We start from the raw sequence: 16,220 nt of genomic DNA on the forward strand, positions 1-16,220 counted from the left end.
AATCCCCCTTTTAGCGCCTTTGCCAGTTTCACGGCCGCCAATCCGGACAACTGAGATTTGCAGGCATTGCCCTGCGCAGCTTGCAGAGTTCGGTTTTCCCGTTAGGAAAAAGCGCGGATCAGGACTGCGGCGGACCGAGGCGACTCGGTCCGCCGCAGTCGCGTTCATGAACGGCTAAGCACAGGTGCGCCTCCCTTAAAAGGGAATGCTCGCGACCGCTCGTGAGCAGATCGTCGTTGCCGTGAGTCTTGTCCATGAGAAGGGCGAGGCGGTTTGGCGCCCGCTTTCCCCGTCGAACACGTGATCGCGATTGATTTACAACCGGTTGCAGGTTTCTCAAGGTCTCGGAATTTGTCTGAAAGCCCTTCTGGATAAAGGTTCGCGCCCGCATCGCCTGAACTGACTAAAATCCGGATCCTTTGGTGGTCGAGATGGCGAAAAGGCAGTCGCTGCCCCGCGCCCAAATTGACGTTGCATGTGATCTTCAACTACATTTTGCGGGTGCTCTACCTGGGATACCAGTGGAAGGAACTGCCGATCGAGAAGGATCGGCACGGGCGCCCGGAATTCACGACACGCGCATCTATATCACCTTTCGGCGGCGTGAAGCGCACGGATGCTTTGATGCCATTTTCTAGGACTCGGTGTTCAAACGTCATCAAGGCGGTCGTTTGGACTCGAGCATCATCCATGGCGATGGCACCACGACCGCAGCGAAGAAAGGGGGCGACAACCTCGGCTTCAGGCGCACAAGCGCAGTGCGAAGTTGGCTGCCTCGATGAATGTCCAGGACCAGTATTTGTTGCCGTTCTTGATGTTGCCTTCGCCTTTCTTCTTGCCGTTGCTCATGTGTTGGCTGTCCACACAACGCGCGTAAGAAGCGAAGTTGGCCGCACTGGCGAAACGTTCGATCGACCCGACCTCCAGCAGAATGATGCTAGCCAGAATCGGCCCAATGCCAGGCACAGTCTTGAGCAACATGTATGGCTCGTGGTCCGAGTTTTTCGACAAGTCGTTTTTCTATCAGCCCGAACTGCTCCGAGAGCGTTTGGATGACCGCCAGGTTGGCCTGCATCGCCAGCGCGACTTCGGCGGGCAGCCCCATCTGGTCGATCGCCTCGGGTGTCAGGCGTTGGACCTGAGCGCTCGAGAGGCGCGCACCCTGATGGCGGGCCGTGATGTTCTCTACTGCGAGAAGGTGGGTGGTACGGCTGCGCACCACATGCGTTTCCTAGCCAGGCCACGCACGTTGCGCGCCTCGGGCGGCAGTATCGTGTCGGTGGGCAGGATGCCCGGCCGCAGTAGATGGGCCAGATGGCGCGTGTCCGTTTCGTCGCCGCTGTGCTTGAGCCCGTCGTATTGCTTGATTGCGGTGGTGTTAGCCAGATGCACGCTCAAGCCCGCAGCCCGCAGCCTGCAGCCCGTCGACGAGCCAGTCCAGTTGTCGACTCGACCACGACACCGGCAGGCTCCGCCTGCCAGGGGGCGAGGAACGCCAGGATCTCCTCGCCTATACGATGATCGATCTCCGGCACTACTGCCCGAACTGATCTCACGGCCGATGCATGTGCTTGGTGTTCGGCGCACCGCGCCGGGATCCGGCTCGTCCATTCCACGCCCAAACCTGCTCGCGATGGCGTAAATCATCGCTTCGTCTCCCGCTCCCGCAGTCTTGCACTCTCCTTCGGCAGCACTGCACCAGATGCCAATCGAAACCCGCAACCAGTTGGGCGTCAGTGCCCGTGTGCCTTTGTGACGTATTGCGCGATCAATCTTATCTCATCAAACTGAGTGACCAGCTCAAACAAAAAAATGAAAGCGAGCGCATAGCACGGACCAGGGTAGCGATCGACGAGCTGCAGGACAGGCCGCGCAATCACCGGCCGAATCGACTCTCTGGTCAACAAATATGTAATAAAAATTCCCAACAGAGCCCCGACGATTACGTCCGTCGGATAGTGCAACCCCAGGTACACGCGTGGCGCGCATATTAGAAGCGCCGTGTAGGCCAGTGCGGCTATACCTTCACGGCGCCGAACTAAAAAAATACCCATTGCTACTGCCATCCATAACATGGCGTGGTCGCTCGGAAACGAACTCCAGGTTCTGAGTACGGCGTCTACTTTGGCACCCGGCGGGAAAGGAAGATTCAGTTGCGGGTCGAACCGAGGACGCAAGCGAAATGGCAGGAAATAGGCCAAAGCTCTTCCTACAGCAAGCGCTACTAGTCCCGCCGCTACCGTGGCGACCACCATTTCGCGTTGCCAGCGGTTTCGGTCGCTCGGTTGAAACCAGATCCACCACAGGGCGGCAACCAACAGCAATCCCTTGGCGAGGTATAGGCCTTCCACAGCCCCGATCACGCGGTTGACCTCGGGAGAAGTGAACGCGTTTCGGGCAATTAAAGTCTGAATCACAGCGTCAAAGTTATTCATGGTTATCTTTTTCAGTTATGCAAAGCCTGACCGTTAGGACATCACTACAAAAAGTAAGGCGTCTGCCCACAACCGACATGGTCGCCCCCGAAATCCCGTCTCTCCGAGTTCGGCGCGTTCGGGTCAGTTTGCGTCGCAGGCGCGGCAACAGAACAGTCGAACAACTGCTAACGTCTCAACGTAAATAATTAGTCTACAGGTCCGGCCGATATCATACGGTGTACGACGCATGTTCGATTTCGCGAAGGCACGCGGTGTCTAGCCGCGTTTGCCTGAAGAATCCCCGCCTGTGCGCTGCAACGGCCAAAAAACTTCGTTTATACACTGAAGTCGCGCAACACCTCCAGTGCCTCTTCCAGAATCCACACGCCCGTCAGCACCCCCGGCACGGTGCAAGGTGCCAAGCCATCCCTCCCCTGCCACGAGAGGAGGTTTTGCGGTATCCTGTGGGACGTAGCTTCCGACATGTGTCGGTTTGGTTGGAGAGCCGCGGCGGGGCCTGATCAGCATCGGGTGCCGAGACCCTGCGATTTGCCTGCTCGAGGGTCTCTGGCAAGTCCCGAGCACGTCCTATAGCGGCGAGAATCGACCTACCGCGCCTCGATAGAGTCGATATATGCGCACCCGAGGAATTGTTTCGTGTCGATGTCGACCTGGCGAAAGTGCGCGAACCCGGTGCAATGGCAAAAATTTGCTGGCCACCAAATCGAGGACGAAGAACTCAGGCCGATGTCTGGGCGTGAGTAACAACGTCTTAACCTAGACCATCGCCCTCGCTCGATAAGGGCGAGAGAGTGCGGTCCGGCGGGGCCGCGAATGCTGCAGCGCCGTCATATTCGTCGCTTCGTTCATTGGCGTTCATCGCTGCCGACAATGCATTCTTATTGCACTGGAGTCGCATCTGCGCACGCTTGAATGACGCCCGAATGATCGAGGCAATCTGTGCGCGATTGCGCCGTTGACTGCTTCGGCCCTCTTGCTGCGTCGCACTTCCCCGGCGCACCCTCGAGACGCCTGCAAGCAACGCTAACGGTCGTATCAACACGGCCATCTTTGTACGTGTGCCCGTTTTTTCGGCCGTACGCCAATTACTCAGAGGTATCCACAATGGCTTATGTAACGCTATTGGCGTTATTTCTGACGATCACAAACCTCGTGCCGTTAAGCGCGATTGGTTTCCTGCCGATCATCCTTTGCGCCTGGCGTTTTTTTGGGAGACGTTATCCCGCATTCATCACGCCGCTTGTGGCATTCACCGCCTTTGCGGTGTTATCAACGTTGCTTTATGACCCAGGCTCGCTGATCGACTTTGAGTTTTATCGACGCGATGGGAACTTCTTCGTGTCCTATGCTCCGATCCTCGCTGGCTGTTTGTATATTCATCGGTGGGATCTCAACAAGGTCCTCCGAGCTTTCTTCGTTTTCGCTGTAAGCGTGAACGTACCGGTATATGCGATTTACTTGGCACACAGCGGCTTGCTGAGCATCTTCACGAACCCAGACGCGTCTTTTGGCAGTTACTTTATTGCCCGTAACGCCGCCGGCGGCTTCCTTGCAATGCTGTTTTGTCTTGGCGTGGCCTGCTATCTCCAGAAGCGCAGCCGCCTGATTCTCGCGCTGCTCGCGCTAAACGCGATGATGCTTTTTTCAACCTACAGCCGTGGATCGCTCCTGGGTGCCGCGATGATACTGCCCTACCTGTTCCTTGGCCGGAAACGTTGGGTTCTCGCTTCGCTGATCGCCTGTCTGCTCGCCGGCTCAATCGCGATGGCGATCTACCATACGGAACCATCAGTGAACTACATGGGCTACACCTTCTCCATTAGCAACGGGGATGCCAAAGTCGCAAACCTGGACATTCGCTACGAATGGCTCTGGCCGCGGGCGCTTACTTATTTTCGGCAAAGTCCGATCATAGGACTGGGCTTTGGTTCGTTCGATGATCAGATCCATACGGTGACTTCCTATTTCGGAGTCCTGGGTGTGCCTTCAGGAATAACCGTTGAGCATAGCGATTCGCATGCTCACAACTCTTACCTAAATTTCCTTGCGGAACTCGGTTTGGTCGGATTGACGCTGATGTTGACCTTTTACTGGCGACTTATCCGCTGGGGCCAGGAGGGTGCCAATGCCGCGACGAACGATCAGGGGCAAAATTTCGTCGCCTTCAGGTTCATCGAGTTGTCGTCTGTATGCCTGCTCGTCATGGCTGCCACCGAGCACCGACTGGTATCGCCATCGAATGTGCTGATCCTGTCACTGGTAGTGTCCCTGGTTCTGGCGTCGCGCGCGCCCCAGCCCTATGTGACATCGGCACCTCACACCGTTCGGCCGCCTGACAACCTTCCAGGGAGGTCGGCTAGAAGCGCCTCTACGTCACGCTACCTGGCCCGCGAGTGATCGCACGGACCGGCAACCAACTGGAACTCGAAATTTATGTGGCACGCGTTCACGAACATCGGCGATGCCGCCGTCACACTTCCCGTCGCGATCGTCTGCGCCGGCTGGATCGCGATGTCTAACTTGCGTCTGGCATTTCGTTGGAGTTTAGTGTTAAGTGCCGGCATGGCCCTAGTTGGCGCGAGCAAGATCCTGTACGCAGGTTGGGGCGTCTCTTTTCCTGAAATCGAGTTTAGGGTGATTAGCGGACATACAATGCTCGCGACATCGGTTTGGACGGTGACGATCGCCTTGCTCCTGCGTAGCTGGGGGCTACCTGCGACCGTGGGGGTGGTCGGGGGTCTCATCGTCGGTGCCTGCACGGGCCTTGCACGCGTTTTTGACCATTCACACTCGCTGTCAGAAGTCGCCATCGGGTGGGTCGTTGGAGCGGTTGTGGGTGCTGTGTTCTTGCGTGCGTGCATTAACGCCAAGCTAGAGCAGTTTCGACCAATGGCGGTAACAATCACGCTATTAGTTGTCTCGACACTGGCATATGGCCACACGACGCCATTCCAACGATTGATCGATGGTCATTCTCCTGCCATCCGCGCTCGCGCGGCGGCAGACGTCTCGCGGGTATTCTAAACGAGCCGCCGGCCGGCGGCTCGCGCCGTCGTCGGCACCCTGTTTTGTTGGCTCTATGCGGCGGTCGTGTGCTCCTCGGCCGATTCTACTTCGTTCACGGCATGAAGCAGAGGCCCTTGCGTGCGTCCGCCAAGTAGCCGCGCCTCAACGAAGCTAGTCAGTTTTGCCTTGAAGTTTTCTGCTGAGAAACGCTCCGCGTTTCTTCGACACTGCCGCGGATCAAAGTACCTAACATTCTTTTCAAAGCGATTAACCGCCTCGATAAGCGACTCGACGGTCTGTTCGCGGAAAAAGACGCCCGTCGCCCGCTCGTGTGGAAGACCCACTACAGATTCAAGCGCCCCGCCTTTGCCGAACGCGATAACGGGTGTCCCACATGCCTGCGCCTCCACAATTGAGATGCCAAAGTCCTCTTCCGCTGCGAACACGAACGCGCGCGCCCGCCGCAAATGGTCGTGTAAGACTTCGAACGATTGGTAGCCGAGGATAGTTACATTCCTCCCTGCAACCGCCGCGATTCTCTTCATTTCGGGACCGTCACCGATCACAATGAGCCGGCGTTCGGGCGTTTGGGAAAAGGCTTTGACGATCAGGTCCATGCGTTTGTATGGCACCATGCGCGACGCTGTAATGTAGAAGTCCTCCTTCTCCGTGCAAAGCGTCAGGCCTTTAAAATCGACTGGCGGATAAATCACCGTCGATTCGCGCTGGTAGGCTTTTTTGATCCGCCGAGCAATAAACTGCGAGTTGGCGATCAAATGATCAACCCCATTCGCCGACCGCGCGTCCCAACCCCGCATGTAATGCAGTATGGCACGCGCCATAGCGGACTTGATACCGCTAGCGAGACCCGATTCGCGTAAATATTGATGCTGCAGGTCCCACGCATATCGAATGGGCGAATGTACGTAGCTGACATGCATCTGGTCCGGTCCCGTTAGCACGCCTTTTGCAACGGCATGGGAACTGGAAATAATCAGATCGTAACCAGACAAGTCGAGCTGTTCGATAGCGAGCGGCATTAGTGGCAAATATCCACGATAGCGCTTGCGTGCAAACGGCAGCCTCTGAATGAACGAGGTCTGAACCGGCCTTCCTCTGAGACAGGCGCGGTCTTCCAAAAAATCGACGATCGCAAAGATGTCAGCTTGTGGAAAACACTCGATGATGTGCTGTAGCACCTTTTCGGCGCCACCGGACACCACTAGCCAATCGTGAACAATAGCAATTTTCACGCTTACCTCACTTCGTGTAGGCCAAAAGCAACGTCGTGGCGCATCGTGGTTCTTCCCTCGGCGAGGGCATAGGAACACGGTCGCCCGAGTCGCATTCGGATCATGCTGCGACAAAACAACCTGATCGACGGACACGCCGCCGACCAAGTCATGAGCTTGTTAGCAATGGGATTGCGACTTCGCGCGTGTGCGGGTCATACAGTCATCCCTAGTCTTTCCCAAGTCCGGCCCGGCTGCGGGCGTGAGCGTAACGAAACATCGCGATCGCACGTCCGGCTCCTGGTAGTAATCTCGTTAGATCCGAGCGAACCATGAAACCCATCAGCATTGCGGAAAGCGTCACTTCTCCGATGACGCGCGCAAGCGCCATGCCGGTCGCGCCATATCTAGGCGCGAGGTATAGCGCGGCCGCAAGATTGGCCAGCCCCGACGTTATTCCGGCTACCGCAAGCAGCCGGTCCCTTTTGCGCGGAACGAGCACGTAAAAGGCGACGAATTGGTTGAAGGCCGCGAACGGAAACATCCACGCCAGACACTGCAGGACATATGCGCTCGGCGCAAACGCCGCGCCCAAAATGAGAGGCAATACAAATGGCGATAAAGCCAGCGCGCCGCACAGGGCAAGTAATCCGTAGGCCATTAAGAGAGTGGCTCCCCGCCGGCTCGTGGCATGTGCCCCGTGGTGATCACCCTGCGCGAGCTGCCTCGAGATGGTTGGAATAAACACCTGGGCAGCGGGCCCCATCAGACTAAGTCCTATCGTCGCAAAACGTTCAGCAGCACCGAAATAACCGACTTGGGCCGGCGTGGAAAGCAGTGTGAGCAGGTACGTCGACGACGCAGTCAGTACGGCCGAGCCTGTCGAATAGCAGAACAGCATCGTCGAGCCGCGCATGAGCTCCATGACGCCGTCCACTCTCAAGCGCGGCAATCCGACATGAACAAATGTCAGCCCGTATGAGATCACCGAGCAGAGCACGCCGGCTACCAACAGGCTCGCGACTACCCATACCGAGTCCTGTGGCCCTTTGACGATGGATAAGATCAGAACAAGGCTGAGCGCAAAGCCGATCACTTCAATAATAATCGGCGTACGAAAGCGCTGACGCCCCTGGAACAGCCAGCCGAGGTTCAGGGCCGACACAAGCCCGAGCAAGGTCGCCAACAGCCCCATGGCGGGCCGCTCGGACAGCGTCGGCGAACACATCGTGGCGATCACGCCGACGGCGGCGCCCACCGCGCAGGTAAAGGCACGCGCACTCGAATGCAACGAAAAGACAGCGTTTTGGTGACTACGCTCGGATGACTTCGCGACCTCGCGCATGCCAACTAACGTGAATCCATAGCTCGCGAGCATCCAAATCACGTTCATTAGCGACATCGACGCCAGTACCCGTCCGTATTCCGTGACGCCGAGCACTCTTCCATAGAACGGAATTACGACGATGAGGTACAGATACCTCATCACGTATCCGCCATAGACGAACCCTAAAATTTTAGCGTTTTCCTTCTTGTCCACAACGCTCTCCCTCAAGCCGCTTTACGGCACAGAACCCGCATCAGCGTGCAACTACGCGATGGCGCGCAAGTGGATTGGCGATATAGCGAACCGCAAAGTCGGAAAGCGGCCGGTACGGCAGAAGGCAAAGGCTGGAAAAGACGACCGTGCCAAGTTTCTTCTTCAGGCTCCAAAATGGGTTCGCAATAATGGAATGGAAATAGCTGCGTGACTCGCGCATCATCCAATGCCAGCGCGTGGCGAGCGGCGCCTGATAAACCCGTGAGCTAAAAAGAGCCTTCTCATAGGAAAAGTCGTGAAATGCTTGCGGCAACTCAACGCCGAGACGCGAGCGCGCGATGTCCCGAAGGATCGTCCATCGCGCGGCGAATGCCTTGGGTGCCTTGCTAAGGTCCTCGGAGTTAGCGAAGGAGGCACTTGGCTTAGTCGTGTTATGCACGCGATATCCGCCAAGCGACTCCCGGATTGATGCTACCGCCCCCAGCAAGGCAACGCCGTAGATCGCGTAGAAGTCCGCGCCGTAGCGGTTTTCCTCTGTCTCTGGTACAGGGAAGATACGCTGCAGCGCGCTTACGCGATACGCGTTGCCCGATGCCGGTGGCGAAGGATAAAGCCAGCCGCGGTGAAGCAAATTGGCACAATCCAAAGGTGGGTCTGAATGCGGCACATGGCTGCCCGTGAGTTCACCTGCGGAACCGAGAACATCCAAGCGGAATTGAACCTTTCCGTAATCGCCGCCATCGAAGGCGCGCATCACTTCTGATACCGCGCTCGGGTAGAGAACGTCGTCGGAGTCGAGCAGGATCGCATATTTAGTTTCGAGAATTTCCACCGCACGGTTGTACGCCGAGACCTGACCGCCATTCTCTTTGAACACCGCTGAAATGCGCGAACCGAAACGTCCGATCACTTCGCGCGAGCCGTCAGTCGAACCGTCGTCAATGACGACCACGCGCGTCGCCGCGTAGTCCTGCGCGAGTGCCGAATCAATTGCATCGGCGAGGAATCGCTCATAGTTGTAGTTGCAAATAATGATAGTCACGTCGTTCATAAGGCCTCGATGCTGGCGGGGCGGTCTGTGTTTAAATTAAACATAACCATTAATAAATTAGCATCTATAAACGCTACACCGGCTTGACCCGATGGCGGCGCACATTAGCCTGCGGATGCGTGGGCTGCGAGGTTAAATGTCCGGTGATTTATCTCACCAAACAAGATCTCCAGCAAATCGCGCGCTGCCCGATCCCATCGGTACCTCTGCGCATGGCGCAGGCCCAGGCTTTTATAGCTTTGCCGCACCCTCCGGTCACTCATCATCAGCGAAATTTTCTCGGCAATGTCGTCAACAGAGGTGGCATCGCAATACATTGCTGCCGTCCCGCACGCTTCGGGGATCGACGCATGTTTCGACGCGATCACCGGGCAGCCGCAATACATCGCCTCGAGCGGCGGCAAACCGAAACCCTCGTACAGCGATGGAAACACTAGGCATGCAGCGCTCTCATAGAGCGCTTTCAGCTCACCGTCAGAAATGAAGCCCGCCCATATGACCCGCTTCGAAACGACCTGTTCCGCAACGCGCCCCGCGTTAAAGACGCGGGCGTTGCCGCCGCCAACAATAACGAACTTGACGTCCTGGAGATGACCGAGACGACCGACCGCATCCAGAACGCGTTGCAGGTTTTTGCGTGGATCGAGACTGCCTACGATCACGCAATACGAATCTTTTACGAGGTCCAGACGCTGAAGGATTGCCTGATCGCTGACGACCCGGTCGAGATGATCGGCGCCAGGAGGCAGGACTGCAACGCGCGATGCATCAATGTTGAGGTGATGACAGATGCGCTCTTTCGAAAATGCCGAAATCGTCAAAATCATCGGCGCGTTTCTCGGCAGCATCGAAAACCTGAGCCGATACCAGAGCAAAAACTTCTTCGAGAATGCATGTGGCACATCGAAGACCGCCATGTCATGAACCATTACAACTTGACTGCGTTTAAAGAGTGGGCTGCTATTGCACAGACTGACAAGCGTCGTACCTCGTGCAGCAATCGGTAGCGTAATTTGCTCCCAGAGATTGCCGCGAAACCACGGAAAGCGGCGTTGCCGTTTGAGCAGCGTGCCTGGTTCGACCGCATCCTGCGGCATGAAAACTTCAAGCTCGCCGCCTGGTGCTCCGCGCAACTGCACGGCTCTTGTCAATTCATAGGCGACCCGCTGAACGCCGGTAATTCGTTGCGCTGTGAATTTCCCGTTGATTGCGAAAGTCATGACATTTTTCCCTCGAACGATGTAGTGAGCTCCCGGCCGGGAGCTCGCTGATGACTTGGCGGGTTCAGCTCGCCGAACTCAGATGTCCCGTGTCGCTCGCGTAGTTCGTCGTGTATTCGTAGTTGCGATTACTCCGTCGCAGCGGTATAGCGTTAAAAACTGCACCCGCAATGCGCCCCTCGGTGCGTTCAAGCTTTTTGACGGTATCGGCGATTTCGTCCTCGCTTTGCATGCCCGAACGCAGGACGAGCATCGTGGCGCCAGCTTCGCTCGCAATGATCGACGCGTCGGTCACGGCGAGAATCGGCGGGGTGTCGATGATGATTAGGTCGAACTGCTTGCTGAGCCGATCCAACAAATCCCGGAAGGTTTTCTTCATCAGCAGTGCTGCAGGGTTGTTGGGGCGCTCACCGCATGCTAAGAACGACATGCCGTGAACACCGACGTGCCGCAGCGCGTTGCGCACGGGGATTCGGCCTGAGAGCACCTCCGAGAGGCCGCCCCGATTACTCATGCCGAAGTAGGAGGCGAGGTGACCACGGCGCATATCCGCATCAATCAGGAGCACCTTGGACCCGATCTCCGCATGCAGCACGGCCAAGTTGGCCGCGACAAAGCTCTTCCCCGCGGACGGCGTGGGTCCAGTGAACATCACAATGTTGTTTGGCGCGTGCACAAGGTCGCGCGCGAGCGCGGTACGCACCTCGCGAAGCGCTTCAACCGAGGGATCATTCGGAAAGCGCGCCGCGAGCACCTTGGTGCCAACGCCGTCCAGCGCCGTGGCCGCGGCATTGCTATCAAACGGGTGATCCTCAAGCGAATCCCGCCAAAATGGGCTTGTTGGCAAAGCTTTGCGAGCCGCTCCGTCAGCGTCGCGGGCAAGCTGCACCTGCTGCTGGCTAAATAAAATCTCTCCGATGACTGGCACGCTCAGCCGACGTTCAACAAAAAGCGGATCGGTCACCCCTGTCATGACATGGCGGCGCATAAATACCAAAAACATGCCAGAGATCAAGCCAAGCGCAACAGCGCCCCCGAGAACGATCGGGCGACTTGGTTTCGTCGGGCGCAATGGCCTAATCGCAACATCGACGACGTGCGCCCCACCCGTCGTGCTGGCACGCCGCACCGACAACTGCTCCGCCTTTTGAACCATGCCCATGTAAATCGTTTCGGCAACCTTTGCATCGCGCGCGAGATCGACGCTATTGCGCTCAGAGGATGGCATGGCGCTGAAGCGCCCATCGAACGCCGCCTTAGCTTTATTTAACTGCGCTAGTTGGATATCGATGTTTTGTACCCATCGGCTGTCCGGCGTAAACTTCTCCATCATTTGCGTACGCTGCAGTTGCAGAGTAGCGATCTGCCGGTCAAAGTCGATGCCGCCTTGCAGATAGGCCTGTGCCTCAGCAGTTGGTTGCATCGAGTTCGATGACGCCCTGAAGTTCCTGAGCGCCTCTTCCTTTCGCCTGAGGTCCGCAAGCAGACGCGGTAGTTCGCCGTTGATAAAAGCGAGGGTTTTGCTATCGTTGGACTGTCGGCTTGCCACCGCGGTCGCAAGATATTGCTGCGCAAGCGCATTAGTGACTTCGACTGCCTTAGCACGGTTCGAGTCCGAGTACTCCATCTCAATCAGACCCGAGTCCTTTACCTTGTCAGTGACCTTTATGACGTCACCGAAACGCTTGACCGCGTCGAGCGAATTCCACCGAATTACCTCAAAGCTGGTTCCGGGCCGCGCAACGAGTTGAGCCACGAGCATAGAAACGCCATTTGAGTTGGCGGGCTTGCCCACGGCGCCGCGTAGCAATACTTCATTCGATGGTCCACGGAGCTCGTATTGGCCGCCATCGAGCACGACCATGTTCAGCTTTTCTTCCTCAAGTTCCTGGGGAACGTCCAGATTGGCGATCTGCAATCGTTCCCCACCCCATGCGTACGATTTGAGACCGAGCCATGGCGCGGCCAGTTGTCCCGGAGTGGCCAATCTTTCCGCGAGATCACCAAGCAGCGGAATTGTGCGGGGCTTCACCGAGACATCGAACCGGTACCGCTCGATCACCGGCTCCAGCACGGACCGGCTGCGCATCACCGCCATCTCGGCGCTGGGCGCCGGCGCAGGTGGTGGCAGCGTTTCCTGGTTCTGGATCGCAATGCCAAGCGCGTTTTGCTCAGGCGGATCAACACGCACAAGCACATCGGCGGAATAAATAGGCGTCGCCACGAGTAGGTACGCCACAGCAAGCGCCACGACGATACCAATGACGTTCAGGATCTCCCATAGGTGATCATGCATCAAGTTGAGCATCTCTTTGCCCGTCAGCTGGCCATGTTCGTTGGCGATGGGGGGCGAGAGCGAATGTGAGGGGAAATAATCCACCGGCGTAGTCCTTCAATGTGCAATGTTTGTAACGACCCTGCGGAGTACTTACAGGTGTCAGTTCGTGATGAACAGCGTTGCGCCATCGTTTAATGGGCGCTGCCTTTCGAACACGCTGGGGCGTCGTCCTTACCCCAGCAGACGTCCGACGCTGGCACTTACACGTCAATCACCGACTGAAACTTCGGTTTTGGCTTGTGGCTTAGTTGTTGGCAACGCCGTGTGTGTCGCTTGCAGAGCGCTGTCAGCAATCTTGAGCAAAATTTTGAGATCCGCTACGAGGACGGCGGAGGACCTCATCCTGAGCGCTTCGGCCCTCGTGATTGACAGGCGGATATGTTCGAGTGCGGTTACAGATTCGTTCATAATTTGGACTCCCAAATACTGGAACATTGACTTGGTTGTTTTGTGCTGCTGGGCGCTCAATTAGTGCAAAAACCGTGCCGTGGTCAGCCCACCGCTTCCCTCGCGTGAACGGGCAACAGCCGGTCGAACTCTCGCTTCACCAGTCCATAACACACGCAGGCATGTGCCTCGAGTCCCGCGCGATCATTGACCTTAATCGAACGTCGACCATTCTCGACGAGGCCTGCGTCTTGCAGCCTGCCGATCGCCGCAGTCACGCCTTCGCGCCGCACGCCAAGCATGTCAGCAATTAATTGATGGCTGACATGCACTTCGTTTGTCGGCATTCGATCAATTTCAACGAGCAGCCAGCGGCAAAGCTGTTCATAAACAGAATGGTCGCGGTTGCAAATGGCCGTCTGCGCGACTTGCATGAGAAGAGCCTGCATGTAAAGCAACATCTGCCGGCGGAGAAAGTCGCAGCGATCGAAATGCTTTCGCAACGCGGTTGCGGTGATCCGGTAGGCAATGCCCGGACACTGAACTTGAACGCATGTCGACATGGCCTCCCTGCCGGTGAGTATCGGTACGCCTATCATCCCTTCCGGCCCAACGGCTGCAACTTCGACCGATGCGCCGCCCTTCATTTTGTATAGCAGCGAAACGACGCCCGTAAGGGGGAAGTACGCGTGTTCGATGTGCTCGCCGGCACCGCAAAGTATCTGTTCCTCTCGAAGACGCACCAATTCAACATGAGACTTCAATGCCTGCCATTCATGTGAAGGAAGCGCATCGAGCAAGTAATTGACTTGGTGTTCCGGGTCAAGAGTTAACGTATTCATTGATCTCCCAAAGTCATGCAGCGCGATCCGAATCCAGCTACCCGCGCCCTCAAAGAGAGCCGTCTTGCGGGATGAGCGACAGCGAGTTCCCGTTGGGTGCACAATCCCCTCCGGCAGCGTATGTGGCGGCGAAGCACAGGCCATGTTCTCCAGCAGGCGGCGATTGACCCCAATAACGTCCGGTAGTCCCTAAGTCGAGCCACTCGCCAATACGTGGCGCTTAGCAGACGGCGCCAAGGCCAATTTGTTCCGAAGCTGCACGCTGAAGACGCTACGCTGGTCCGACAAGCCATCGCTCCATGAAGCGATAGAACGAATGGGGGGCTTGGCCGCGCTCTGGCACTACACCGCGACGCACGCCTCTCGACGGCGCCCGACGAACCTTTCCGCCAAATCACCTGTTTCGCCAGTGCAGTCTGAGGTTGCTTCGAAACATCGCGTCAGTAGGCGACCTCGGAAAGCGGACTACTCGAACGCTCACGAGCGAAGCGATGCAAAGGGCAGATAGTTCAATTGACATAGCGATTAAGCGAACATTGGGGTTGCTCCCGATGTATTGGGGTTACTCCCGATGTTGCGTTGAGCATAGACGCACAAAAGCGGTTGAGACCAGAAGTGGCCCAAAGTCTAGAAGTATTGGCCGATAGTGTTAAGTTAATTACAGCGTAAATGCCGGCTTGAAAGGGTTGTTGCGACATGCAATTCTTTGTAACAAAATCGACCTTTCCGGAAAAACGCTGAAAATAATATATGCTAAATCGAAGTTTTCCGATCATTGACATCACTTCGCTGCATGAACGAGACTAGGCTCTACGCCCACCAGGCGGGCATCTCAGGCTTTTTTTCGAGCGACAGTGCGAATTTAGTCACCCATATCGATATTAATCTGACGAAATAGATATTGATTGCAACGACAAGTTATTTGCGGACTTGTACTCGCTCGCGCCAGTAAGTTTTACGGAGATCGCGCATCTTCAAAATACGCCGATCGCTCGCCTTAATTAGCCAATGTTCAGCTGTCTCACGTTGAATTGTGGTGCTTTGTAAATGGACTTGTACGTTGGAGATTTAAACTGTGAACATCATTTCCCCACTCAATGACATTCAACAGAAGATTGGATCAGACGACACCAAGAAGCACATTGGACTTCTGCTCTCTGACGAGTGCTCCGTAGCGAATGCAGGGGTCATAGGCGAGGCGTTCCGGATAGCCAACGAGATTGAACAGGCAGAGGGGGCGCCGGCTCCGTACCGCTTCTCTGTGTTGTCGAGTCGCGGCGGCTCTGTTACCAGTTCCTCATCAATCTCCATTTGGACGCAGAAGCTCGAGAGCTACAGTCTGGTCGATTTTCATGCGTTTTTCGTCGCCTGTCATGAAGCTGGCGCTGCGGACGCGCTTGACGACCAGTTGCTCTCGTGGCTGTGCGGGCCAGGCGGTGACGCGCACGTCCGTCATCAACACGCGGAAAACTTACTCAACAATCCGTCAAGCATTGAACCGCCGCCGGTGCCGATATTCTGGTTCAGGGATGTACCGACTGCGGCATGGTCGATCAGTACACTCCCTGCGGACCTGGCACTGGCGCAGATTGAGCGCGACCTCAATGCAGACATCGCGCAAAAAATCGCGCGCGTGCTGCAGCCGCACGTCGTCACTGGGGCCAAGTTCGATTTCGAGGATCTTAGTGCGGGCACCACCGAGAAAATTCACGAGTCGGCCCGCTGGATTAGGGAAAATTACAGCGATCCCATTTCTGTCGCTCAAGCGGCGGAGGCGGCTGCGATGAGCACGCGCAACTATCCTCGGCGTTTTAAGAGCGAACTCGGGGTGACACCTTCTGAATATTTAACTCGCACCCGCTTGGAGATCATCTGCAGGTTGCTAGTGGAAACCGATTTACCCGTAGACAAGATTGCGAGGCGTTGCGGCATGGGCAACGGCAATCGGCTGGGACGACTTTTTCGCAAAAGGTTTGGAGTATCGCCGATGATCTTTCGGGTGCAGAACCGGGTTACGACGGGCAGCCCAGGCACTCCTTTCGCCGACATCCGACAAACGTCGACAACAGCAACGTCCGATGGTCAATCGCGATGACCGGTTCGGACCGTGCCAACGACGGATGGAAAACGCGCCTAGTACCAAGTTAAAGCCGATCGACTGCGTAT

The 16,220-nt window shown here is 56.6% G+C and carries 12 protein-coding genes; 3 read left to right on the forward strand and 9 right to left on the reverse strand.

Features of this window, described 5'->3' with window-relative positions; all coding sequences use genetic code 11:
* Positions 1-741 precede the first annotated feature (741 nt).
* The 3 genes from M0D69_RS34720 to M0D69_RS34730 all read right to left on the reverse strand — a co-directional run bounded on the left by M0D69_RS34720 (position 742) and on the right by M0D69_RS34730 (position 2,435).
* Positions 742-981, reverse strand: coding sequence for an IS110 family transposase (locus tag M0D69_RS34720; RefSeq protein ID WP_301786353.1), 240 nt, complete (start codon positions 979-981; stop codon positions 742-744).
* 204 nt (positions 982-1,185) lie between these two features.
* Positions 1,186-1,392, reverse strand: a complete 207-nt coding sequence (locus M0D69_RS34725; protein ID WP_301786354.1) for a hypothetical protein — start codon at positions 1,390-1,392, stop codon at positions 1,186-1,188.
* Positions 1,393-1,733: 341 nt separating this feature from the next.
* A complete protein-coding gene (locus M0D69_RS34730; RefSeq protein WP_301786355.1) occupies positions 1,734-2,435 on the reverse strand; it encodes a phosphatase PAP2 family protein in 702 nt (233 codons plus the stop codon).
* A 1,107-nt stretch (positions 2,436-3,542) separates the two neighbouring features.
* Between M0D69_RS34730 and M0D69_RS34735 the strand changes: the two genes are divergently transcribed.
* Both M0D69_RS34735 and M0D69_RS34740 read left to right on the forward strand, forming a co-directional pair.
* Complete coding sequence (locus tag M0D69_RS34735) at positions 3,543-4,835, forward strand: O-antigen ligase (RefSeq protein WP_301786356.1); 1,293 nt, start codon at positions 3,543-3,545, stop codon at positions 4,833-4,835.
* Positions 4,836-4,871: 36 nt separating this feature from the next.
* Entirely contained in the window at positions 4,872-5,462 is a 591-nt protein-coding gene (locus tag M0D69_RS34740; RefSeq protein ID WP_301786357.1) for a phosphatase PAP2 family protein, read from the forward strand.
* 53 nt (positions 5,463-5,515) lie between these two features.
* Here M0D69_RS34740 and M0D69_RS34745 read toward each other — a convergent pair whose 3' ends face one another.
* The 6 genes from M0D69_RS34745 to M0D69_RS34770 all read right to left on the reverse strand — a co-directional run bounded on the left by M0D69_RS34745 (position 5,516) and on the right by M0D69_RS34770 (position 14,054).
* The gene (locus tag M0D69_RS34745; RefSeq protein ID WP_301786358.1) at positions 5,516-6,697 is read right to left on the reverse strand and encodes a glycosyltransferase family 4 protein; all 1,182 of its coding nucleotides are present in this window, start codon (positions 6,695-6,697) and stop codon (positions 5,516-5,518) included.
* Between the two features lie 208 nt (positions 6,698-6,905).
* Positions 6,906-8,216 carry a lipopolysaccharide biosynthesis protein gene (locus M0D69_RS34750; protein WP_301786359.1) on the reverse strand — a complete coding sequence of 437 codons (1,311 nt, stop codon included), beginning with the start codon at positions 8,214-8,216 and terminating at the stop codon, positions 6,906-6,908.
* 40 nt (positions 8,217-8,256) lie between these two features.
* A complete protein-coding gene (locus M0D69_RS34755; protein ID WP_301786360.1) occupies positions 8,257-9,267 on the reverse strand; it encodes a glycosyltransferase family A protein in 1,011 nt (336 codons plus the stop codon).
* A 104-nt stretch (positions 9,268-9,371) separates the two neighbouring features.
* Positions 9,372-10,487, reverse strand: coding sequence for a glycosyltransferase family 1 protein (locus M0D69_RS34760; RefSeq protein WP_301786361.1), 1,116 nt, complete (start codon positions 10,485-10,487; stop codon positions 9,372-9,374).
* 64 nt (positions 10,488-10,551) lie between these two features.
* Entirely contained in the window at positions 10,552-12,867 is a 2,316-nt protein-coding gene (locus tag M0D69_RS34765; protein ID WP_301786362.1) for a polysaccharide biosynthesis tyrosine autokinase, read from the reverse strand.
* A 449-nt stretch (positions 12,868-13,316) separates the two neighbouring features.
* Positions 13,317-14,054 (reverse strand): Crp/Fnr family transcriptional regulator, encoded by a 738-nt coding sequence (locus M0D69_RS34770; protein ID WP_301786363.1) that lies wholly within the window; start codon positions 14,052-14,054, stop codon positions 13,317-13,319.
* A 1,075-nt stretch (positions 14,055-15,129) separates the two neighbouring features.
* On the opposite strand from M0D69_RS34770, the gene M0D69_RS34775 reads away from it, so the two are divergent.
* Entirely contained in the window at positions 15,130-16,149 is a 1,020-nt protein-coding gene (locus M0D69_RS34775) for a helix-turn-helix domain-containing protein (RefSeq protein WP_301786364.1), read from the forward strand.
* Positions 16,150-16,220: the final 71 nt, after the last annotated feature.

The sequence above is a fragment of the Caballeronia sp. SEWSISQ10-4 2 genome (assembly GCF_030464885.1).
Lineage (GTDB): Bacteria > Pseudomonadota > Gammaproteobacteria > Burkholderiales > Burkholderiaceae > Caballeronia.